The following is a 21096-nucleotide window of genomic DNA, read 5'->3' as shown; positions in this document are numbered from 1 at the left end:
GCGGGGATGTCCCCCGCCCCCGGTGAGCCCCTTTGCTTGGGTTTGCCCCGGTCTCTCAGTCCACCAGGACCTCCATGAGCTTGCCTATGGCCCACTGGTCCAGCTCGGACGGCTCGTCGGGCCTGGGGCCCCCGAAGGTGATCAGGCGGCGCAATGCCTCCCCCTTGGGGTGCTCCCTCAGCAGGTCCTCCAGGTCCTCCGCCTCGTCCATCTCCAGCCGGCCGGTGAGGACCCCCACCAGCAGGGCGGTGAGGTAGAGGTAGACCAGCCGATCGTCGCTGGAGTTCCAGGGGGCGTCCAGGTACGCCGCCTGGTGGAAAGTCTGGTCGTACTCCCCCTCCTCGTCGTCCGGCAGGGCCTCCAGGCCCAGGATTACGAAGGGCAGGTCCGGAGCCAGGGAGAAGGCTTCCAGCACCGCCTCCCAGATCTCGCCCTCCGGGGCATCCTTCTCGATGAGGGCTATGGCCCTGGCGTGGGCCCCCGCGGGGCTGTCGATGCCGTCCTGGTCGTAGGTGTCCAGGATCAGGTCCCAGTCCCCCTTGTCCAGCAGGGTCCTGTATAGGATGAGCCTGCCGGGGAATGCCTCCTCCTCGGGGTCGAAGGCCACCAGGTCTCTGGCGCAGGCCTCCGCCCTGTCGTACCTCTCCAGGGAGTGGTTGGCCGCCGCCAGGTGCATGAGCGCCTCCCCGTAGGTGGGGGTCAGGGGGTTCTCGTCGTAGATACCCTCCGGCCTGCCCCCCATGCGCTTGATTACCTCGTCCAGCGCCTCCTCCAGGTCCCCCACGGACCTTAGGGCCTCCTCCTCGTCCTTCAGGGTCCAGAGGGCCACCCGGGCGGAGGGGTGGGTGGGATCCAGCTTGAGGATCTCCCGGGAGATGGAGCGGATCTCATCGTCGTCGGAGGCGTCGTACAGACGCTCCAGCAGTTCCTCTATCCTGTCATCGCTCATGTTCGATTTCCCCCTTCAAAGGTCGTGGGAGCATTATATATCAAATGCCCCGCCGGGGGATCAGACCTGGAGCCGCTCCTGGTCCAGCTTGAGGAGGTGTTCCTTGAGGGCCTTTACCAGGTTGGGATCGTACTCCCGCCCCGCCTCCATGGAGAGCATGGACAGGGCCTCCACGGTGTCCAGCGGGCAGGACGGGTCCCCGGTGAGCCCCTCGAACCGGTCCAGCAACTGAAAGGCCCGGACCACCAGGGGTATGTCGGTCCCCTTCAGGTGCTGGGGGTAGCCGGTGCCGTCCCAGCGCTCGTGGTGGGCCAGGATCAGGTCCGCCGCGGGGAGCAGCTCCGGGATGCTCTTGGCGATCCGGTAGCCCGTTATGGGGTGGTCCTGGTCCAGGGCGATGGCGTCGTGGTCCATGGGGGACGGCATGTCCATCAGCTCCTTGGAGGAGATGATCCCTATGTCGTGGTAGGAGCAGAGGAGCTTCAGGTTCTTCCGGTCCTCCTCCCCGAGGCACAGGGCCTCCTCCACCAGGGGGCATAGCTTGAGGAGCCTGTCCACGTGGCGCCCCATGTCGCCCCCGAAGGCCCGGTGGAGCCGGTCCTCCAGGTGGGCCAGGATGCGGAGCCGGGCCCGGCGGCCCTCCCGCATCTTCATCTTGTACATCTGGTCCTCCGCCGTCTTGAGCATGGCATCCCGCCAGTCCTCGTCCGGGTGCTCCTTCACGCCGAAGCCAAGGGATATGCTGGGCCGCACCAGCCCCTGTCCCTTCCAGGACTGGCACATGTGGTGGATCCGGTTGACCCGGTCCACCGCCCTCTCCACCCCGGTCCGGGGGAGCAGGAGGATGAACTCGTCCCCTCCCCAGCGGAAGATGAGGTCCCCGGGGCGCCCGCTCTCCCGGAGGATCTTGGCTATGGTGTTGAGCAGCAGGTCCCCCTCCGGGTGGCCGAAGGCGTCGTTGGCCAGCTTGAGACCGTTCACGTCCCCCATGATGAGGCACAGGGGCAGGTGCTCCGGGGTGTCCAGCCGCTTCAGCTCCTCGTCGAAGCACCGGCGGTTCAGGAGCCCGGTGAGGGGATCGTGCATGTTGAGGAACCGGATCTGCTCCTCCGCCTCCCGGCGCTCGGATATGTCCTCCACCACCCCCACCACCCCCAGGAACGTGCCCTTCCTGGAGGTCATGGGGCGGAACTGGGCCTTTATCCAGCAGGTCCTGTTGCCCGAGAAGGGGGTGTAGCGCCCCTCATAGGTGCCGGTGGTGCCCGATAGGGCCTGCATTATGGCCTTCTTCATCCACGGGTCCTGCATGTGGTCTATCACGTTGAGCCCAATGAGCCTCTCTCGGGTGGTGCCCATTATCTGCAGGAAGTGCTCGTTCATGTCGGTGATGATCCCGTCGTGGTTTATGTGCACTATCCCCAGGGGGGAGTGGTCGAAGATGGTGTGATACCGCTCCTCGCTCTTCTCCAGCGTCTCCTCCGCCGCCCTAACCCGGCTTATGTCCCGGCAGGTGAGCACGAAGAGGTCCCTTCCCCCGTCGGAGGTGCGACCCAGGAGACCCTCGGTGGGGATCTCCACCGGGCCGGATATGAGGGGGATGTCCATGGGAGGGTAGGGGCCCTTGGGGGAGCCCATAAGGGTCCTGAGCCGCGCCCAGTAGCCCGCGGGTATCACGTCCCTTATGTTTTGCTTGCCCTTGAGGAGCCCCCAGGCCTTGGGGGACGACATGACCACCTTGCCGCTCGAGTCCATGACGAACACGTAGTCCTCGAACCCCAGCATAAGGTTCAGTGCATCCAAGACCTCTCCCCCCATCGGCTTAGGTGCCCAATATTCATCGTATTATCCTACGATTTTTTACCTGGCGCAACTCATCTTCCACGGACATCCGGGACATCTACCCGGGTTACCGTCGAAGGGGCCGCTGGCGGCCTTTCGGGCCACCTGTAGCAGTTCCTCCTCCATTCGATCCCAGTCCGGGGTCTCCACCGGTATCTCCTCGAAGGAGCCCTCCTGGGGCCTGAGGCGCCATATGGCCATGTCCGGGTCCCTGCGGGTTATGCGACGCACCGCCAGGCCGTAGAAGAGCATCTGGTGCCGGTAGAGCTCCTGGATCGGGTTGTCCTGGTGGGTTATCTTGTAGTCCCGGATCACCGGCCCGGATGGGTCGTCCAGGTATAGGTCCATGGCCCCCACCATCCTGAAGCCCCCCTGGATGGTGACCCGGAACGGAACCTCCCTTCCGGCCCCCCGCCGGAGGAGGTCCCGGAAACGCTCCCCCAGGGGGGAGCGGGCGAAGTCCCGGAGCCACCCCATCAGCTCCGGAAGGCCCGGGTCCTCCAGGGCCATCAGCACCTCCTGGGGCACCTCCTCCCGGAGTATGGCCCCCCGGATCGTGTCCGGATCCCCGTCCCAGCGGCTCATTATCCAGTGGGCCAGGGTCCCCAGGTCGGCCCCCCCGGGGCCCCGGTGGACGAAGTCCCCCCCCCACTTGGGGTCCAGCCCCTGCCGGAAAGTCATCCGGTAGGCGGCGGGGCAGAACTTGAAGAGGCTGTAGGAGGTGGCGGACATCTGCACCAGGGCTGGCGCCCTGGATGGGGCGTCCACCGGCTGGGTCCCAATGCCCGATTCAGCCCCCCGCTCCACCGGGGCCTGGGGGGGCGTCTCGATCCTGAGGGACCTTACTGCATCCTCCCCCAGGGCCCGGGTCACCTCCTGGCCCCACCGGTCTTTCCCATCGGGCATCACCAGGATCAGCCGGTCCCGGGCCCGAGTGCAGGCCACGTAGAAGAGCCGGAGGGACTCCCAAGCCTCCGCCGACTCCTCCAGCAGGGAGCTAGCCTTGGCCAGCACCCCCTCTTCCCCCGCCGCGTCTTCCACCAGGCTGGAGGAGGGGACCGCCAGCAACCGCCGGGAGATCCGGTACCGATCCCCGTTGCCGCCCCTTTGGGAGGGCTTGAGGAGCACTGCGGTGATGGGGAACTCGAGCCCCTTGGCGGCGTGGACCGTCATGACCCGCACCGCGTCGTCCGGGGGGATCTCCGGCTCCTCCACCCGATTCCCCAGGGCCTGGGTCAGGTACTCCCCAGCCCCTTGGGCGCCGGGCCCCATGTGGGCCTCGTACTCCATGAGCAGCTCCCGGGCGTGGCGCAGGTTGAGCAGCACCCGGGTCCGGTCCTGCCCCCTAACGTTGGAGAGCCAGTGGAGGGGTTTGAACAGGTGGTCCAACGCCCAGGAGGCCCCGGCGGCGTCGGAGATGGGGGAGAGGGAGGAGATCACCTCCCCCCCCGCCTTGGCCAGGGACCCCACCTCCGACTGCCGCAGGTGGTACATCCGCTGGCCGAATAGGGGGCTCATGGCCACCTTGAGGGCCCCCAGCGGTGACCGGTCCCCCCCCAGGGCCGCCACCAGGGCCTCCAGGTCCCGGCTCTCGAACCGGGAGGCGAAATCCATGGAGGAGCAGAGGGCGTGAGGGATGTTAAGATCCTCCAATGCGGCGGACACCGCCTGGTAGCTGCCCCTGGTGGGGACCAGGACGGCGAAGTCGGACCAGCGGCAGGGGCGAGTCCCCTCCCGGTCCCTCACCGGGTGCCCTTCCCGGTGCATCCTGAGGAACTCCTTGGCCAGGCTGGCGCAGGCGGACCGGAGGACCTCCCCCTTGGACTGGGCCCCCTCATCGGGGGTGACCACCACAGGGAGCGGGTCGGACCGGTCCTCCGTGAGGGGCCTCAGGGGCTCGTACTCCTCGGAGGTGGAGGGGTCTATCCCATGGGCGAAGGCGGAGCCGAAGATGCGGTTCACCAGGTCTATCACCTGTGGGGTGCTCCGCCGGGACTCTGCCAGGCTCACCACCACGGGGGCTAGCCGGATGACCTTGTCGAACAGGGACAGGTCCGCGTTCCGGAACCGGTAGATGGATTGCTTAAGGTCCCCCACCACGAACAGGTGGGCCCCCCGCCTCATCAGCGCTTCCGCCAGCCTGAACTGGACCCCGTCGGTGTCCTGGAACTCGTCGATCAGCACGTGCTTGAAGGGGGACGGCCCCTCCCCCTCCAAAAGGCCGCAGGCGGTGGAGATCAGGTCCTGGAAGGAGAGCTGCCCGGAGGAGAGCCTCATGTGGTCGAAGGCCTGCCAGCCCAGGGCCACCAGCCGGTTGAGCTCCCGCCACAGCCTGACCTCCCCCTGGCCCGACAGGTCCAGGTGGCAGAGCCCCGTCAGGGTGGAGAGCCTCTCCTTGACCTTCTTTTTGAAGACGCTGAAGGGCCCGTTTTTATCCGAGGGGACCACCCATGGAAGCCCCATCTCCTCCACCGCCTGGTGCAGCTCCTCCTTGACGGACCTATACCCCGTCTTGTTGAGGTTCACCTCCTGGAGCCCCAGCCCCATCTCCACCGCCTCCAGGAGCTCCTCAAGGGCGGGATCCTCCCGCCGGATCTCCTCCAGCAACTGGGGTAGCTCCCCCTTCGGAAGGTCCGCCACGGAGCCGAGGTGGTGGATCGCCTGCCCCACCTGATGGAGCCAGTCCCGCATGGTGCCCAGGAGATCCCGGACCAGCCGCTTCAGGTCCTCCCGAGTGACCGTGAGGTCCCACAGGTCCTTGGGCCCCAGCCGCCCGGTGGCCCCCAGGGTGTCCGAGGCCTCAAGGCAGAGGCCTGCCAGCTCCTCGGGACCCATGCGGTTCACCATCTCCACCGCCCAGCCGGACGAAAGGGCCTCCTGCGCCAAGGGTACCCAGTCCTGCGGCAACCGGGAGGTGAACCACCGGAGGTCCATCTCGTCGAAGGCCATTGCCAGCTCCGCCCGGAACTCGTCGGTGGAGCACCGGGGGGCCACCGAGGCGTCCACCGGCAGCTTGGCCTCCGCCGGGTTCTCCCTTATGAGCCGGAGGGCGAAGGAGTGGATGGTGGATATGTAAGCCTCCCCCACCCGGCGGGAGGCCTCCTCCAGGCGGGGCATCTTCAGCTCCCTCCCCCAATGTAGGAGGATGTCCCGGATCCGCTCCCCCATCTCCTGGGCGGCCTTCTCGGTGAAGGTGAGCACCGCCACCTGGTCCAGCTCCAGCCCCTCCTGGGTGGCCATCAGGTACGCCACCCGGCCGCTCAGAGTGTGGGTCTTGCCGGTCCCGGCCCCGGCCTTGACAACCGTCACCGGCCCGGTGGAGGTCACCGCCCTCAGCTGGTCCGGGGAGTAGTTGGCCTCCAGGATCTCCCGAAGCCTCCCGTCAATCCCTCTCATCCGTCTCCTCCTCCGATAGGTCCTCCCGGGAGAGCCACCGGCCCTCCTCCAGCCTGCGGCAGAGCCCCTGGTACTGACACCGGTCGCACCGCTTCGATCCGTAGTCGGCGGCGAAGACCCCCTTCCCCAGGGCGGAGTCCAGCTCGTCCAGGGCCCTCCCCGCCAGCTTCAACGCCAGATCCAGGTCCCCCAGCCTCCCCTTCTTCCCGTCAACCTCCGCTTTGGCCCCGTTCGGTATCAGCCAGTAGCAGTTCTCCAGGAAACCCTTGCGGCCCCCATGGGAGCCCCGGCCCACCTCTTTCCTGCGGAAACGGCGTTGGTTTAGCATCTCCCGGAAGGATACGATCCCGCACCCCAGCACCTGGACGTCCACCCTATCCCCCAGGACATGGGACTCCTGGATGGCCAGGGAGTAGGCCCCGGGCTGAAGGGAGTGGGAGTAGCCATCGGAGTTTCCCCACTTGAAGTCCACGATGAAGGCCCCGACCTGCTGGCCCTCCAGCCGGATCAGGTCCACCATGTCCGCCCGGCCGGAGGTCACCAGGTTGGTTCGCCGGATGGGGGGCAGCTCCACCTCCCACAGGGTATCGATCAGCCGATCCTTGAGGCCCTCGCGCCTGGCGTACAGCCATTGAAGACACCGGTCCAGCAGGTCCGACAGCAGCGCCCGCTGCCGCATGAACCTGGGGGCGTTGAGGTCCACCCCGCTTCCCTCCATGGCCTCCAGGAGGCACCGTTCCACCACCGGGGTGGCGCCCTTGGACAGGGCCTCCCCCAGGAGCTGCAGGCCGTGGTGGGCCAGGGTGCTCAGGCTCACGCTGGATGCGGGGTCCCGGTCCTGGATCTTGAGCTCCAGAATGGCCTCGCAGGCGAAGGCGAAGGGGCACTGGCTGAAGGTGTCCAGCTGGCTCAGCCTCACCTTGGTGGGCAGCTGGACCCGGTCCGCCAGGAGCTCCAGGGGGCCGGTCCTCCTGGGGGGATCCCACGGGTTCTCCAGGTGGATCCCCCGGATTGGGGGTGAATCCAGGAGGCTCGGGGTGGGGTTCATGGGCACCGGCTCCCGGATGCCCACCCGGTGTAGGCTCCCCTCGAAGGGGCTCTTGGAGGTCGGGCGCCCCTCCCGGTCGTTGACCGGCCTGCTCAAGACCAGCAGGTCCCGGGCGGTGAGGGCCAGCCGGAAGAAGAGGGCCTCCTTCTCGGCGCGCCGCTCGTGGATCTCCACCAGGTGGGTGGGGTTGAGGCCCTGGGAGGCCCAGTCGGTCCGATTCAGCCGGCGGCGGCTCTCCTCCCCCAACGTGGCGCTCTCCCTGAGCTTGCCGGGCCAGCGGGACTGGTCGGCGCCGCACAGGATGAGGCACCGGTGGTCCGCCAGCACCGGCGGATTTCCCCGGTAGACCCTAACCGCCCCCTGGAGGGGCTGCTCCTGGGCGGTGTACGATGAGGCCCCCCAGGCGGCCAGGAACTGGATCGCCTCCTGCCCGTCCAGTCTCTCCCGGAAGGCCTCCCCCAGGTCCTGCCCCCTGGAGAGGGCGAAGCGGCGCTTCTGGGCCTCCTCCAGGGCGGAGCCCATGGCCCTTATCGTCCAGTCCATGTGGGGCCTGTCCTGGAGACCCCGGGCCAGCTGGAACAGGTCCACCGCCTCCATGATCCCCTGGGCCTGGTCCATGGCCTCCCCGGGGGTTAGCCCCGGGGGCTCCAGGAAGCTGTCTGCCCGGCGGGAGATGGACTCGAAGGCCTCCCGGAGAGGCCCCTTGAGGGCCTCCAGCCACTGGTCCCTGCCCCTTGGCCTGGTTGAGATGACCTCACTGCGCACCTGGCGGGGGTGCAGGGCGGAGAGGAGCCTCAATGTGGGCCGGAAGGCCCACCGGGACCGGGCGGCGTTCAGGGCCAGCATGAGGACCCGGAAGGCCAGGGACTCCGACAGGGACGTCCCCCCCTGGATCCAGAAGGGGACATCGTGCCGGGTGAGCTCCCACCGGACCCGCCTCAGGTCCTCCTCCGGCACCGATATGGCCACCTGGTCCAGGGGGCCGCTGAAGTCCAGCCTGCAGTGGGGGCTCCCCAGGAGGGCCAGCTCCCTGGCCAGGGCCTCGTACTGGTGGTGAGGGTCCAGCCCCAGGAGCGCCTGGCACGATGGAGGGGGGGAATGGGGGGCCATGGCGGCATCTATCCCCATCTGGAGGGCGCAGTCCGGAACCCCCTCCAGGTTCACCCAGGGGATCAGGAGGCACAGCTCGCACCCCAGCTCCCTCAGCAGCCTAACCAGGTTCAGCTGCCCGTGGGTGAAGGACAGGAACCCCACCAGGGCCAGCCTCAGGTTCGGGGAGCCCATCAGGCGCAACAGCCGGGAGGTCATGGTGGGCAGCTGGGCCTCGTCCATGAGCCGGTTGGCCTCCAGGTAGCCGGTGAAGTGCCGGTAGGTGGCGCACAGAAGGGCCTCCGCCGAGTCCGCCGGACAGGTGCCGCAGTCCCCGCAGCCCATGGCCAGACGCAGGTGCTCCTCGGTCACCTCCTCCCTGAGGAGCTCCACCATCTGGGACGCCGCCAGATGGGGAAACTTGGGGTCGAAGGCCATGGGGGGGGACCCCTCGGTCCTGCTACGGGACAGGGCCCAGCGGGCTATCACGTACCGGTCCGAGGGGTCGATCCGCCGGGTGGGCAGGTGGTGCTCCACTCGGGACCTGTGGGCCTCCCGGAGGAGCATCTGGTAGAGCCCGTCCCACCGGACGATCCGGGGCCGGTCCCTCAAGGCGCTGGCCTCCCCCAGCAGCAGGTCCATCAGGATCCCCTGGTCCGCCCTGGAGGGCACCAGGAAGGTGAACCCCAGGCGGTGCAGTGCCTGTAAGTCCTCCGCCACGTCCCCGATCCGCACGTACCTCTTGGCCGTTGCCCCCAGCTCAGACACCCCCCAAGGCTTTGCCCGCTCTGAAGATATAATAAAACATCGTCAGGGATCCTGCGGGGGGTGATCGGTTGGAGTATCGGGATGATCTGGTTGAGCGGGCGTTCGAGCGGGCCTTCGATGACCTGGCCAGCCGTTGGGACATGGGTGGGCTGGATGAGCGGGGTCTGGCCAAGTGCCGGGAGGACCTGCGTTGCCACGTGGCCTTCTTCGTCCACTCCCTGGTCATGGAGTCTCCCCCGCTGTTCTTGGACTACGTGAAGTGGGCCAGGGACCTCTTCGCGGGGCTCAAGATCCCCCTTGGGTGTCTCGAGGCGTCCCTTCGGTCCACCTGGGAGGGGGTGAGCCCCCTGCTGGACGAGAGGTCCCATAGGATGGGTCTATCCATGCTGCATGCCGTCCTGGATGTCCTGTCCGGCGGCCCCTCCCCCCAGGACCAGCCCCCACCGAACCCCCTCAGGGAGGAGATGGAGCTATACACCTCCCTCCTGCTGGAGGCCCGGAGGGACCAGGCCCTGGGGCTGGTGAACCGGCTGGTATCCCGGGGGGTTGGCGTAAGGGACCTGTACGTGTACCTGTTTCAGGAGGCCCTCCACCGGGTGGGGGTCCTCTGGCAGGCGGGGGTGGTGTCCGTGGCCCAGGAGCACTACTTCACCGCCTCCACCCAGCTGATCATGTCCTACCTCTACCCCCTGGTTTTCAAGGCCGCCCGGAGCCCCAGGGGGATCACCCTGGTGGGGGCCTGCGTCAGCGGGGAGCTGCACGAGATCGGGATCCGGATGGTGTGCGACCTGCTGGAGATGGACGGCTACGACACCCACTACCTGGGGGCCAACACCCCGGTGCAGGACCTGATCCGCTACGCCCACCAGCGGGGCGCCTCGGCGGTGCTCCTTTCCGCCACCCTCGGTATCCACCTGGTTCCCTTGAGGGAGATGGTTAGGGCCATAAAGGAGGACCCCCGGACGGGGGACGTGAAGGTGATCGTGGGGGGCCGGCCCTTCTCCATGGACCCGGAGCTGTGGCGGAAAGTGGGGGCGGACCTGGGGGCCAGGTGGGTGGACGATGTAGAGGCCTTCTTGGGGGGATGAGGATGGAGAGCAGCGTCTTCGAGCTGGACCTGCAGGGTAACCTGGTGGAGGTCCTGTCGGATCCCCTGGGGCTCGGTCGGTTCCAGGGGGATGGCAACTTTGCGTCCCTGGTCAGCCGGGACGAGTCGGTCAAGTTCTGGCGCTTCTTGTTGGAGGTGCTGGCCCAGGGGGTGGTTCTCCAGCGGGACGTGGAGATGGTCCTCCCGCAGGAGGGGGAGGTCAGGCTTTTCCTCTCCGGGATGAGGGCGGGGGACCGGATCGTCCTGGCGGTCAGCCGGGGGGACGGGGAGCTGGACCTGATGGAGGAGCTGGGCCGGGTGAACAACGAGCAGGCCAACTACCTGAGGGCCATGGCCAAGGAGGCCTCCGCCCGGCGGGCCCCCTCCCAGGACGAGATGCTGAACCGGATAAGCGAGCTTAACAACGAGCTGGCCAACGCCCAGCGGGAGCTGGCCAAGAAGAACCGCCAGCTGGAGGAGCTCAACCAGCGCCTTCAGGAGATGGCCATAAGGGACCACCTGACGGGGCTCTACAACCGCCGGTACCTTTCCGAGGTCTTCCCCCGGGAGGTGGCCCGGTCCCGCCGGTACGGGACGAGGCTGACGCTGGTCTCAATGGACCTGGACGGGTTCAAGCAGGTGAACGACTCGCTGGGACACCTGGAGGGGGACCGGGTGCTTGCGGAGTTCGCCCGGCTCCTGGAGGGGTGTACCCGCCGGCAGGTGGACTACCCGTTCCGGGTTGGTGGGGACGAGTTCCTCCTGATCCTGGTGGGGGTGGGGGAGGAGGAGGCGGAGGGGGTCATGGCCCGGCTGGAGGAGCAGGTGCGCCGGGAGCTCCCCGTGGTGGGCCTCTCCCACGGGGTGGTGCAGGTGGACGTGTCGAGCCCGGATCTGGACGGGGTTCTCATGGAGGCGGACCGAAGGATGTACCGGGCCAAGCGGGCCAAGGGGCTGGGCCGGTTGCCGAGCCGTCCGGGGGCCCAGGGAGACCTGTGACGGATGGATCCCCGTGTACCCCGGGGGTACGATGGAGGTGGGGCTTTGGTAAGGTTTATCCACACCGCGGACTGGCAGGTGGGGATGAGGGCCGTCCAGGTGGGCTCCGCGGCGGAAACGGTCCGGCGGGAGCGGCTGGAAGCGGTCCGGCGGATCCTGGAGGTCGCCCGGAAGCGATGCGCGGACTTCCTGCTGGTGGCGGGGGACGTGTTCGAGGACAACCGGGTGGACCGGGTCCTGGTGCAACGGCTCCTGGACCTGCTTTCCCGCTCCCCCTGCCCGGTCTACCTGCTACCGGGGAACCACGACCCCCTTGTCCCCGGGGCCGTGTGGGACCACCGGGGCTTCGCCTCCCCGGGGAACGTGACGGTGCTGCGTCGGGCCGCTCCGGTGGCGGCCCCGGGGTGCGTTCTCTACCCCTGTCCGGTTGCGTCCAAGGAGTCCAACCAGGACCCCACCGGCTGGATCCCCCGGGAGGGGGCGGGGCTACCCAGGATCGGGGTGGCCCACGGCTCCGTGGAGGGGCCAAACGTCTCCCCCTGGGACCATCCGATCCCCCGGGACGCGGCGGAGCGGTGCGGACTGGACTACCTGGCGCTGGGCCACTGGCACTCCACCGGAACCTTCCAGGACCGGACGGGGGCGGTGAGGATGGCCTACTCCGGCACGCCGGAGCCCACCTCCTTCGGTGAGAGGGACAGCGGCAACGTGTTGCTGGTGGAGGTGGAGGCGGGTTCCCCACCCAGTATCCAGGTGATCCCCACCGGGCGTCTCGAGTGGGTCCGGATGGAGGAGACCCTGTTGGGTCCTAAGTCCCTGGAGGGGCTGAAGGGGCGCCTGGAGGCCCTGCCGGAGCCGGGCTCCACCCTGATCCACCTGACGCTGAGGGGGCACATGTCCCCCCAGTGCCTCGATGATCTGGAGGCGATCCGGCAGGTCCTTGAGGCCCGGTTCCTGTGGCACCGGATCCATGAGGACCCGTGGGAGGTGGATCGGTCGTGGATCCAGCTCCTCCCGGAGGGGATGCTTCGGGAGGTGGCCCTTCGGCTCCTGGATCGGGGGGAGGATCCGGCGGTGAGGGACCGGGCGGTCTTCGAGATGTACCGGATCCTGAAGGAGGTGAGGGGATGATCCTGCACTCCATCCGGGTCCGGAACTGGCGTTGCATCCTGGGGGAGCTGTCCCTGGAGGGGTTGCCAATGGGGGTTAGCGTGGTCTTCGCCCCCAACGGTTCGGGCAAGTCGAGCCTCTTCGAGGCCTTGAGGGCGGGGCTACTCTGGAGGCACGACTCCTCCTCCAAGGAGGTTAAAGACGTGGTCCCCTGGGGCAGGGACCTCTCCCCGGAGGTTACGGTGGAGTTCTCCGCCGGCGGAACCAGGTACCGGGTCAGCAAGCGTTTCCTTAAGGGAGGATCCTGTCTTCTGGAGAGGATGGAGGACCGCCGGTACCTTCCGCTGGCGGAGGGGCCCCAGGGGGTCACGAGGACCCTGGAGGTCCTGGGACTGGGGCAGAGGGGGGGCAAGGTCTGGGATCCCGCCTCCTGGGGGGCCCTCCAGGCCCTCTGGATCCCCCAGGGGGGGATCTGTCTGGGTACCGTGTCGGACCAGCTGGAGGAGGCTCTGCGCCGGGCGGTGACCAGCCAGGCGCAGGACCCGGTGAGCCGGGCCTTCAAGGACAGGCTCCAGGGGGATTTCCGCCGGTACTTCACCGACACCGGCAGGGAGAGCCGCAAGTCGGATAGCCCAAGACACGTCCTCCGGTCCCGGTTGGAGGAGAGGCTGAAGCGCAAGGAGGACATGGAGGCGGATCTCCGGGAGTCCGAGGCGCTTCAGGATGGGGTGGCGAAGCTGACGGCGGAGGTGGTGGAGCTTGAGGCCCGGCTCGCCTCCGTCCGGGAGGAGGAGGCGGCCTGCGGGGAGCGGGCGGAGCGTTTCCGGCGGTTGGAGTCGGAGCTGACCCAGGTGAGGGCCCGCAGGGACTCCCTAACATCCCAGCTGGAGCTGGTCAAGGACCGGCTGAGTCGCCGGGCCAGGGTGGAGCGCAGGATCCAGGAAGTGGAGGCGGAGGCCCAGGCGGTCAAGCTGGATCTGCCCGGGGCTGAGGCCCGGGTGGCGGATCTTGAGGAGCGCCTGTCCCGGGCCCGCTCGGAGCTTGCCTCCGCAAGGGAGGGGGTGGACCGGGCCCGTCTCATGGAAGAAAAGGCCCGAGACGCCCGGCGGCTCTTGGAGCTACGGGAGACCATATCCAGGCTCCAGGGGGACCTGCTGAACGCCCGGGCGGCCCTGGGGGAGGCGGAGTCCCTTAGGGAGCGGCTGGGGGCTCGAAGGCACCCCTCCGACGATGATGTAAGGGAGGCCCGGGAGCTGATGACCCGGGTGGTGACCCGCCGGGCCGAGCTGGAGGCGTTCATGATAACCCTGGAGATGGAGCCCCGGGTTGGCCTCAAGGGGCGGGTCACCCGCGGGGAAGGGAAGGTGGAGCTAACCGCCTCCCCGGGAGAGCGGGTTGCCGTGAGGGGCACGAGGGAGGTGGAGGTCCTCCTTGAGGGCTTTGGCCTCATCCGGGCCTCGGGCCCCGGGGGCGATTCCGCCTCCATCCGGGAGGACCTGGAGATGGTCCAGGGTCGCCTTACGCGGATCCTGGAGGCCCACCGGGTTGGAAGCGTGGAGGAGCTGGAGGCCCTTGGCGCCCTGAGGCGGCAGATGGAGGGGCGCCTTGCGTACCTGGAGGAGGGGCTCGAGGGGCTGCTAAGGGGGTCGGACATCTCGGCCGTGGAGGCCTCGTTGGCCTCCGCCCGGGAGGAGGTGGATCGGATCCTGTCCCGGTTCCCCCTATGGGCCCAGTGCCCCCCTGACCCGGCGGAGGAGGAGGCCAAGGCTGGGGAGGCCAGGGACGTCTTTGTGGCCCTGGAGGCGGCGGAGGGGCTCTGCCGGGAGCTCTCCGCGGAGCTGTCCCGGACGGAGGCGGAGCTGAAGGGCCTTGCGGATCGGGGGGGCCGGCTGGAGGAGGAGCTGAGGGCCCTTGGGGAGGAGCTCCTGTCCATGGAGGCCCGGGAGGAGCTGGCAAGGCGCCTCGGGGAGCTACAGCGGGAGCTGGACTTCGCCGCCGCCCTGGAGGAGGACCTGGCCCGCCGGATGGCCGACCTGGGGGACCCGGAGGGGGACCTGCGGGCCGCCGCGAAGGCTCGAGAGGATCTGGAGGGGGGGCTGAGCCAGCTCAGGTCCCGGCTGGCCCGGGAGGAGGGGCAGCTGGAGGCCCTGATGAACCGGGGGCTCTACTCCCAACTGGCCTCCCTGGAGGAGGAGATCGAGGACCTTAGGCGGGAGCTGGCGGAGGAGGACCTGAGGGCCAGGGCCCTTGATTTGCTCATGGAGGTGCACCGGGAGTGCCAGGAGGAGATGTGGATCCGTCTAGGCTCCGCGGTGGGGGTCTCCGCCATGGAGATCTTGAGGCGCATGGCCCCCCGGCCGGTGGGGAGGCTGGTGTTGGACCGGATGTCCCCCGCCAGGTTCAGCCCCGGTGAGGTGGATTCGGAGCTGGAGCTTGGGTGCCTATCGGGAGGGGAGATCGAGCAGGTCCACTTCGCGGTCCGGCTGGCCCTGGGTCTGCGCCTCGCCGCCCTGGAGGATCAGCTGCTGGTGATGGACGACGCCCTCATGGCCACCGACCGCTGGAGGCTGGAGGCGGCGGTGGAGGAGCTCAAGTCCCACCGGGAGCTCCAGGTGCTGATCCTCACCTGCCACCCGGAGCGCTACGCCCCCCTTGGGGTCCCCATGCTGGCCCTGCAGGCCATGAGGGCCTGGTAGCCCCGCCGGATGGGTGTTAAAATATGACCATGTCATATGATGTGGAAGTAAAAGACCTTTGGTTCTCCTACGATGGTGAGTGGACCTTGAGGGGGGTGGACCTCTCCCTTGCCAGGGGGGAGCTGTTGGCCCTGATAGGTCCCAACGGGGGGGGCAAGAGCACCCTCATTCGGGTGTTGTTGGGGCTGTTGAGTCCCGTAAGGGGTCATGTGCGGGTGTTGGGGGTGGAGCCCGGGGTGAGCCGTCAGGTGAGCTACGTGCCCCAGGACACCTCGGTTCGTCGTCACTTCCCCATAAGGGCGGTGGACGTGGTGGCCCTGGGGAGGAAGGATCCCTGGCGGCCCCTCACGGAGGAGGATCGTCGGCTGGCCATGGAGGAGATGGAGCGGTTCGGGGTGGCCTCCTGCGGGGAGCTAAAGATGAGCCAGCTGTCCGGGGGGCAGAGGCAGCGGGTGCTGATAGCCCGGGCCTTCGTGTCCCGGCCCAGGCTGATCCTTATGGACGAGCCCACCGCCAACCTGGACCCCGGGTCCCAGGAGCTGCTCTACCGGGAGCTGAAGGCCTTCTGTGATGGGGGTGGCACCGCCATCGTGGCCAGCCACGACATAATGGCCATCTCGTCCATGGCGACCTCCGTGGCCTGCGTAAGGGGGACCCTCCACTATCATCCCGCCCCGGAGGTTGATCCCGGGGCGGTCTTGCTGGCCTATGGCACCTGTCCGGTGGAGCTGGTGGCCCACGGGTTGCCCCACCGGGTTTTGAGGCCCCACGGAGAGGAGGGATCCGGTGGATCCGGTGCTTCTTAACGCCCTGGCGGCGGGGATCGTCTCCGCCCTGATGGCTGGGCTGGTGGGTCCCGTGGTGGTCACCTTCAGGATGTCCCTCCTGGCTGGGGGGCTGTCCCACATAGCCTACGGGGGGGTGGGGCTGGCGTACCTTTTGGGGTTCTCCCCCTCCCTTGGGGCCCTGATGGCCACTCTTGGGGCGTCGGTGGCCCTGTCCAGGCTGGACGCCCGTGGTCAGGAGAGGCTGGACGCGGCGGTGTCCTCCCTATGGTCCCTTGCCATGGCCCTGGGGGTCATCTTCGTGTCCATGGCGGGGGGGTACGGGATGGACCTGTCCAGCCCCCTGTTCGGCAACCTGCTCACCGTTTCTGACCTGGACCTGTGGGTCATGGGGGTCCTGACCCTGTTCTGCGGCCTGGTGCTCTGGAGGGTCTACCCGGACCTGATGGCGGTGGCCTACGACGAGGAGTTCGCCCAGGTGAGGGGAATAAGGCCCCTCTGGGTGAGGCTCACCGTGCTGGTTTTGGCCTCCCTGGCGGTGGTGGTGCTCATGAGGTCCGTGGGGCTCATCCTGTGCATGGCCCTACTGGCCATCCCCCCCTACGGGGTTGAGAGGATGAGCCGGTCCCTCAAGGGGATGATGGGCCTGTCGTGTCTTTACGGCCTGGCCTGCGTCCTGGCGGGCATATGGGGATCCTGGGTCCTGGATCTGCCGTCCGGGCCCTGCATCGTGCTGGTGGCCTGCGTCCCCTTCGGCCTTGGAGCCGTCCTGGGGACCCTGAGACGGAGGAGGTCTGGTTCATGAGGTACTCGGTGCGGAAGAGCCTTTGGGTGGTGCTGCCCCTGCTGGGGCTGGTGAGCTGGTGGGCCTTCAAGGCCCTGGTCACGGTGGACCCGATCCGGATGCTCCCCAGGACTCGGGGGGTGGTGGTGGGGCTCAAGGACGGCTCGCGGGCGGCCCGGCAGCTGGCGGACTGGGGGCTATGGCGGTTCATGCCCAAGGAGTTGTGGCGGCTGGAGCCAATCCTCCCCTATATGGGGCGGTGCGCCATCGTTCTGGAGGACGGGCACGTGATGGGCCTCTTCCAGGCCTCCCGGGGCAACGCCCGGGAGCTGTCCAACCTGGAGATCCCGGGGGTCCATCTTAGGCTGCTCAGCAAGGTGCCCCTGCCCCTCTGGGCCTTCGGCCCCAGCGAATTCGCCCTGGACCGGATCCAGGAGGCCTTCATAGACCCATCGGTCAGGATGGACCACCAGCGCAGGACCAAAGGGGATGACGTGCTGATCTTCCGGCTGGCCACCGGTGAGCGGGGGGAGATCTCCTGGTCGGTGAACCATGAGGGTGAGCTGGGCTTCTCGTTCCACGCCCCGCTGGAGAGGTTCCTGGGCCCCTTCAAGCAGCGGAACCTCATTGCCCCGCCCATGGAGGGGAGTGGCTCCCTCCATGGCTTTCTGGCCCTGGATGGTCCCATGGCTCCCAAGCTGGCCCGGCTCATTCCCTCCCTGGCCCCGGAGGTGGGGGACGTCTGGGGGGCCTTCGGCGCCGGCGCCCCCCAGGGCAGACGGGTCATGCTGCTCCTGTCGGACCGGGGATGGGACCTCTTCGTGGAGGGAAGGGGGTATCTGAGGGGAGGCGAGCCCCTCGAGATCCCCAAGGAGCTCAAGGATGCCCCCGCCCCCAGGGAGCCCCTGTCGCTTGTTCTGGATTCCAAAGGGGTGGAGGCCCTTGGGGGCGCCCTGGGGGGGACTATCGGGGAGGTCATATCCGACCTCTCCCCCGGACGGCTGATCCTTAGGGTCCACTCCCCCTCCCGGGGGGACGGGAGGCTCCTCCTGGGGGATCGTTGATCGTCCCCGCAAATTGCCGCCCATCCGGAACCTGCGATGCGCATTTGACCTCCCATTGGGGGCTAAGATCCCCGTAGCGGTTCCAAGGCATCCAAGGGGAGGTGTTCTTCATGAGGTTAGTGGCGGTCACGTCCTGTCCCACCGGCATAGCCCATACCTACATGGCGGCGGAGAAGCTGACCAAGGCGGCGCAGGCCCGGGGGCACCAGATCAAGGTGGAGACCCAGGGATCCATAGGGGTGGAGAACCGGCTCACCGACGAGGAGATCCGGCAGGCGGAGGGGGTCATAATAGCCGCCGGCAAGGGGGTGGACAAGGACCGGTTCGTGGGCAAGCGGGTCCTGGAGGTCTCGGTGGCGGATGGCATCAAGTTGGCGGACCAGCTGATCGAGCGCTTCGAGCGGGGGGACGTGCCGGTCCTGGAGGGGCCGTCGTCGGAGGTCCAGGGACCCAAGCTGGCCACCCGGGCGGAGGTCAAATCCCCCATCTACCAGAACCTGATGAACGGGGTCTCCTACATGATCCCCTTCGTGGTGGTGGGGGGGCTCCTGATCGCCCTCTCCCTGGCCCTTGGTGGTGAGCCCACCCCCAAGGGGCTGGTGATCCCCCAGGGTTCCATGTGGAACACCATCCTTCAAGTGGGGGTGGCCAGCTTCACCTTCATGGTCCCCATCCTATCGGGTTTCATCGCCTACAGCATAGCGGACCGGCCCGGCTTGGCCCCTGGCATGGTGGGGGGCTACGTGGCGGCCAATGGGTCCTTCTTCGGCAGTGCCGCCGGCACCGGCTTCATTGGGGGCATAGTGGCGGGTTTCGTGGCGGGCTACGTGGTGCGCTTCATAAAGGGGCTCCGGGTGCCCAGGATGATCCAGCCGGTGATGCCCATCCTGGTGATACCCATCCTGGGCTCCCTGGCGGTCTCCGCCCTGTTCATATTCGTCATCGGAAGGCCCATAGCGGGTGTCATGGAGGGGCTCACCGCCTTCCTCAACGGCATGCAGGGCTCAAGTAAGGTTATCCTGGCCATGGTCCTTGGGGCCATGATAGCCTTCGACATGGGAGGTCCGGTCAACAAGGTGGCCTTCATGTTCGGTGCCGCCATGATAGCCGAGGGACACCCGGAGGTGATGGGCCCCATCGCGGTGGCCATATGCGTGCCCCCCTTGGGGCTAGGGGTGGCCACCATGCTGGCCCGGTCCCGGTACTCCTCCGAGGAGGTGGAGGCAGGGAAGGCGGCCTTCGCCATGGGGCTGGTGGGCATAACCGAGGGGGCAATCCCCTTCGCCGCCAGGGACCCCCTACGGGTTATACCCAGCATAATGGTGGGGTCCATGGTGGGGGCGGTGGTGGCCATGCTAAGCGGGGTGACGGACCACGTGCCCCACGGAGGCCCCATAGTGGCGGTTCTCCAGGCGGTGGACAACGTCCCCATGTTCTTCGCCGCCGTGGCGGTGGGGGTGGCGGTGACCGCCCTCATGGTGAACCTGCTCAAGGGCCGGCAGTAGCCCCGAGAGGGATATGCGGGGCCGGGAGGTGAGGGGTTGAACTTGAGGCATCGCAGGCTTCTCAAGCTCCTGGCGGAGGCCAGGGACTACACCCCCCTTTCGGACCTGGCCCAGCGGCTGGGCTGTTCCGAGCGGACCCTGAGGAACCACGTGAGGGAGCTGGAGGGGCCGCTGAGGGACCGCTACGGCCTCATCCTGGACCGCCGCCCCGGTAGGGGGGTGGCCCTCCTGGGGGACCGGTCCCAGGTGGGGCGCCTGATCCGGGACCTGGGGGGTGCTAGGGACCGTCCCCTGGAGGAGCTGGACCTAAGGGTGCTCCGGTTCCTCCTTCCCCGACGTTGCCCGGTTACGATGGCCAGGGTCATGGAGGCCACCGGCGCCGGCCGGGGGGCCATCTCGGCGGCCCTGGACAGGGCGGAGGCGTGGCTGGCGGGGCACCGGATCCGGCTGGTCCGCCGGCCCAACGTGGGGCTCTGGATCGAGGGGGAGGAGGGGGCCCTTCGGCTGGCCCTGTCCCGGCTCTTCTGGCTCTCCCTGGGATCCCATGGCTTCGATGACTTCCTCCGGGGGCGGGTTTCCATGGAGGATCCCATATTTCATCCCGGGGAGATGTCTTTCCTGGAGGCCCGGGTGAGGAGGGCGCTGGAGATGGCCCAGGTGCGCCTCACCGGGGAGGCGGTGCTGGGCCTTACGGTCCACCTGGCGGTGTCCATAAAGCGGGTCCGGACCGGGGGAGCGCTGGAGATCTGCCGGGATGAGGGGCTTGAGGGCCGCCGGGAGATGGAGGCGGCCCGCCTGATGGCCAGGTGGGTGGAGGAAGGTTTGGGGGTCACCATGCCACCGGGAGAGGTGGAATACCTGGCCATGCACGTGATGAGCTCCAGGCGGCTTGGTTGTCCGGGGGAGAAAGAGCTTGCCAGGGATGCGGAGGCGGTGGCCCGGATCCTCCTGGACCACTTCGCCCGATCCCTGGACCGGAGGCTTCAGGAGGACCCCCAGCTTTTGGCGGACCTGTCGGGGCACCTGTCCACCTCCATCAACCGCCTTCGATGCGGCTTCCCCTCTAGCAACCCCATCCTGGGACAGATCAAGAGAGCCTTTTGCTACTCCTTCGAAGTGGGTCTGGAGGGGGCCGCCAGGGTCCAGGAGGATATGGGTATCAACCTCCCAGAGGACGAGGTGGGCTACGTGGTGCTCCACGTCCAGGCGGCGTTGGAGCGTCTTCGGGGCATGGAAGAGGAGGTCCGAGCGGCGGTGTTCTGTCCCCAGGGGGTGGGGATACTCCGTCTGATGGAGGCCAAGGTCTCCTCCGCCTTCCCGGGAGTGAGGGTCATCGGGGCGGGATCCCTGGAGGATCTGAAGGTGGTACTAGAGGATCGAGTCCGGCTGGTGATAAGTACCGTCCCCCTCCCCGCTTATCTGGATTGTCAGCACATAGTGGTGACCCCGCTCCTCAGGGACGAGGAGATGAGAAGCGTGGAGGACCTGCTGCTGTGCAAGGTCTCCTCCTCCCCCGGCCGTCCCGCGGGAGGGTATCCGATCCTCCGGTCCATGCTGTCCTCCGACCTGATCTTCCTGGGGGAGGACCTGGGGGATCGATGGGATATCATATGCTTCCTCTCCGCCAGGATGGCGGAGACTGGAGCGGTGGACGAGGACTACGGGGGGGCCGCTTTGGAGAGGGAAAGGAAGTCCTCCACCTGCATAGGCGGGGGGGTGGCCATACCCCATGGCAGCCCCCGTCGGGTGATCCGGGACTCCATCGCCCTGATGAGGCCCCGCCGCCCCGTACTGTGGGGGGAGGAGGAGGTCCGGATGGTGTTCATGATGGCCCTGAGATCCTCGGATCCGGGCCTGGTCAGGGGGCTATTTGGGGAGTTGGCCAGGCTTTCTGAGGACGGACAGACCCTGAGGCGCATGATGTTCGCCGGGACCAGGGAGGAGATCTTAGATTCGATGCGAGGTGGATTGAATTGA

The 21096-nt window shown here is 67.8% G+C and carries 13 protein-coding genes; 9 read left to right on the top strand and 4 right to left on the bottom strand.

Going from position 1 to position 21096, the window contains the following annotated elements; all coding sequences use genetic code 11:
* Nucleotides 1-55: 55 nt before the first annotated feature.
* From TACI_RS08785 to TACI_RS09480, 4 genes are read right to left on the bottom strand one after another with little or no spacing between them, the layout of a single operon-like run.
* Complete coding sequence (locus TACI_RS08785) at nt 56-949, bottom strand: tetratricopeptide repeat protein (RefSeq protein ID WP_012870418.1); 894 nt, start codon at nt 947-949, stop codon at nt 56-58.
* A gap of 60 nt (nt 950-1009) precedes the next feature.
* The gene (locus TACI_RS08780; protein WP_012870417.1) at nt 1010-2749 is read right to left on the bottom strand and encodes a sensor domain-containing diguanylate cyclase/phosphohydrolase; all 1740 of its coding nucleotides are present in this window, start codon (nt 2747-2749) and stop codon (nt 1010-1012) included.
* A 57-nt stretch (nt 2750-2806) separates the two neighbouring features.
* On the bottom strand, nt 2807-6184 hold the full coding sequence (locus TACI_RS08775; RefSeq protein ID WP_012870416.1) for a UvrD-helicase domain-containing protein: 3378 nt from the start codon (nt 6182-6184) through the stop codon (nt 2807-2809).
* A complete protein-coding gene (locus TACI_RS09480) occupies nt 6171-9089 on the bottom strand; it encodes a PD-(D/E)XK nuclease family protein (protein ID WP_012870415.1) in 2919 nt (972 codons plus the stop codon). The genes TACI_RS08775 and TACI_RS09480 overlap by 14 nt, the downstream gene beginning before the upstream one ends.
* A gap of 68 nt (nt 9090-9157) precedes the next feature.
* On the opposite strand from TACI_RS09480, the gene TACI_RS08765 reads away from it, so the two are divergent.
* The 9 genes from TACI_RS08765 to TACI_RS08725 all read left to right on the top strand — a co-directional run bounded on the left by TACI_RS08765 (nt 9158) and on the right by TACI_RS08725 (nt 21096).
* Nucleotides 9158-10177 (top strand): cobalamin B12-binding domain-containing protein, encoded by a 1020-nt coding sequence (locus tag TACI_RS08765; RefSeq protein ID WP_012870414.1) that lies wholly within the window; start codon nt 9158-9160, stop codon nt 10175-10177.
* A complete protein-coding gene (locus TACI_RS08760) occupies nt 10174-11175 on the top strand; it encodes a GGDEF domain-containing protein (protein ID WP_164925253.1) in 1002 nt (333 codons plus the stop codon). The genes TACI_RS08765 and TACI_RS08760 overlap by 4 nt, the downstream gene beginning before the upstream one ends.
* A gap of 45 nt (nt 11176-11220) precedes the next feature.
* Nucleotides 11221-12306, top strand: coding sequence for a metallophosphoesterase family protein (locus TACI_RS08755; protein ID WP_012870412.1), 1086 nt, complete (start codon nt 11221-11223; stop codon nt 12304-12306).
* A complete protein-coding gene (locus TACI_RS09475) occupies nt 12303-14981 on the top strand; it encodes an AAA family ATPase (protein WP_012870411.1) in 2679 nt (892 codons plus the stop codon). The genes TACI_RS08755 and TACI_RS09475 overlap by 4 nt, the downstream gene beginning before the upstream one ends.
* Before the next feature lie 41 nt (nt 14982-15022).
* On the top strand, nt 15023-15787 hold the full coding sequence (locus TACI_RS08745) for a metal ABC transporter ATP-binding protein (RefSeq protein WP_242601106.1): 765 nt from the start codon (nt 15023-15025) through the stop codon (nt 15785-15787).
* Nucleotides 15768-16571, top strand: a complete 804-nt coding sequence (locus TACI_RS08740; protein WP_012870409.1) for a metal ABC transporter permease — start codon at nt 15768-15770, stop codon at nt 16569-16571. Before TACI_RS08745 ends, TACI_RS08740 begins: the two co-directional genes overlap by 20 nt.
* Entirely contained in the window at nt 16568-17614 is a 1047-nt protein-coding gene (locus TACI_RS08735) for a hypothetical protein (protein ID WP_012870408.1), read from the top strand. The genes TACI_RS08740 and TACI_RS08735 overlap by 4 nt, the downstream gene beginning before the upstream one ends.
* A 110-nt stretch (nt 17615-17724) precedes the next feature.
* Entirely contained in the window at nt 17725-19119 is a 1395-nt protein-coding gene (locus TACI_RS08730) for a PTS fructose transporter subunit IIC (RefSeq protein WP_012870407.1), read from the top strand.
* Between the two features lie 36 nt (nt 19120-19155).
* On the top strand, nt 19156-21096 hold the full coding sequence (locus tag TACI_RS08725) for a BglG family transcription antiterminator (RefSeq protein ID WP_012870406.1): 1941 nt from the start codon (nt 19156-19158) through the stop codon (nt 21094-21096).

Origin of the sequence: Thermanaerovibrio acidaminovorans DSM 6589, from assembly GCF_000024905.1 — a bacterium.
GTDB classification, from domain to species: Bacteria; Synergistota; Synergistia; order Synergistales; family Synergistaceae; genus Thermanaerovibrio; species Thermanaerovibrio acidaminovorans.
Note: the sequence above shows the minus strand (reverse complement) of the source record. Positions and strands in the feature narration are given on the sequence as shown.

What these genes read in the sequence shown, in the direction of transcription:
- TACI_RS08785 (WP_012870418.1), bottom strand. Translation starts at nt 949, where the DNA reads ATGAGCGATGACAGGATAGAGGAACTGCTGGAGCGTCTGTACGACGCC.
- TACI_RS08775 (WP_012870416.1), bottom strand. Translation starts at nt 6,184, where the DNA reads ATGAGAGGGATTGACGGGAGGCTTCGGGAGATCCTGGAGGCCAACTAC.
- TACI_RS08760 (WP_164925253.1), top strand. Translation starts at nt 10,174, where the DNA reads ATGAGGATGGAGAGCAGCGTCTTCGAGCTGGACCTGCAGGGTAACCTG.
- TACI_RS09475 (WP_012870411.1), top strand. Translation starts at nt 12,303, where the DNA reads ATGATCCTGCACTCCATCCGGGTCCGGAACTGGCGTTGCATCCTGGGG.
- TACI_RS08735 (WP_012870408.1), top strand. Translation starts at nt 16,568, where the DNA reads ATGAGGTACTCGGTGCGGAAGAGCCTTTGGGTGGTGCTGCCCCTGCTG.
- TACI_RS08730 (WP_012870407.1), top strand. Translation starts at nt 17,725, where the DNA reads ATGAGGTTAGTGGCGGTCACGTCCTGTCCCACCGGCATAGCCCATACC.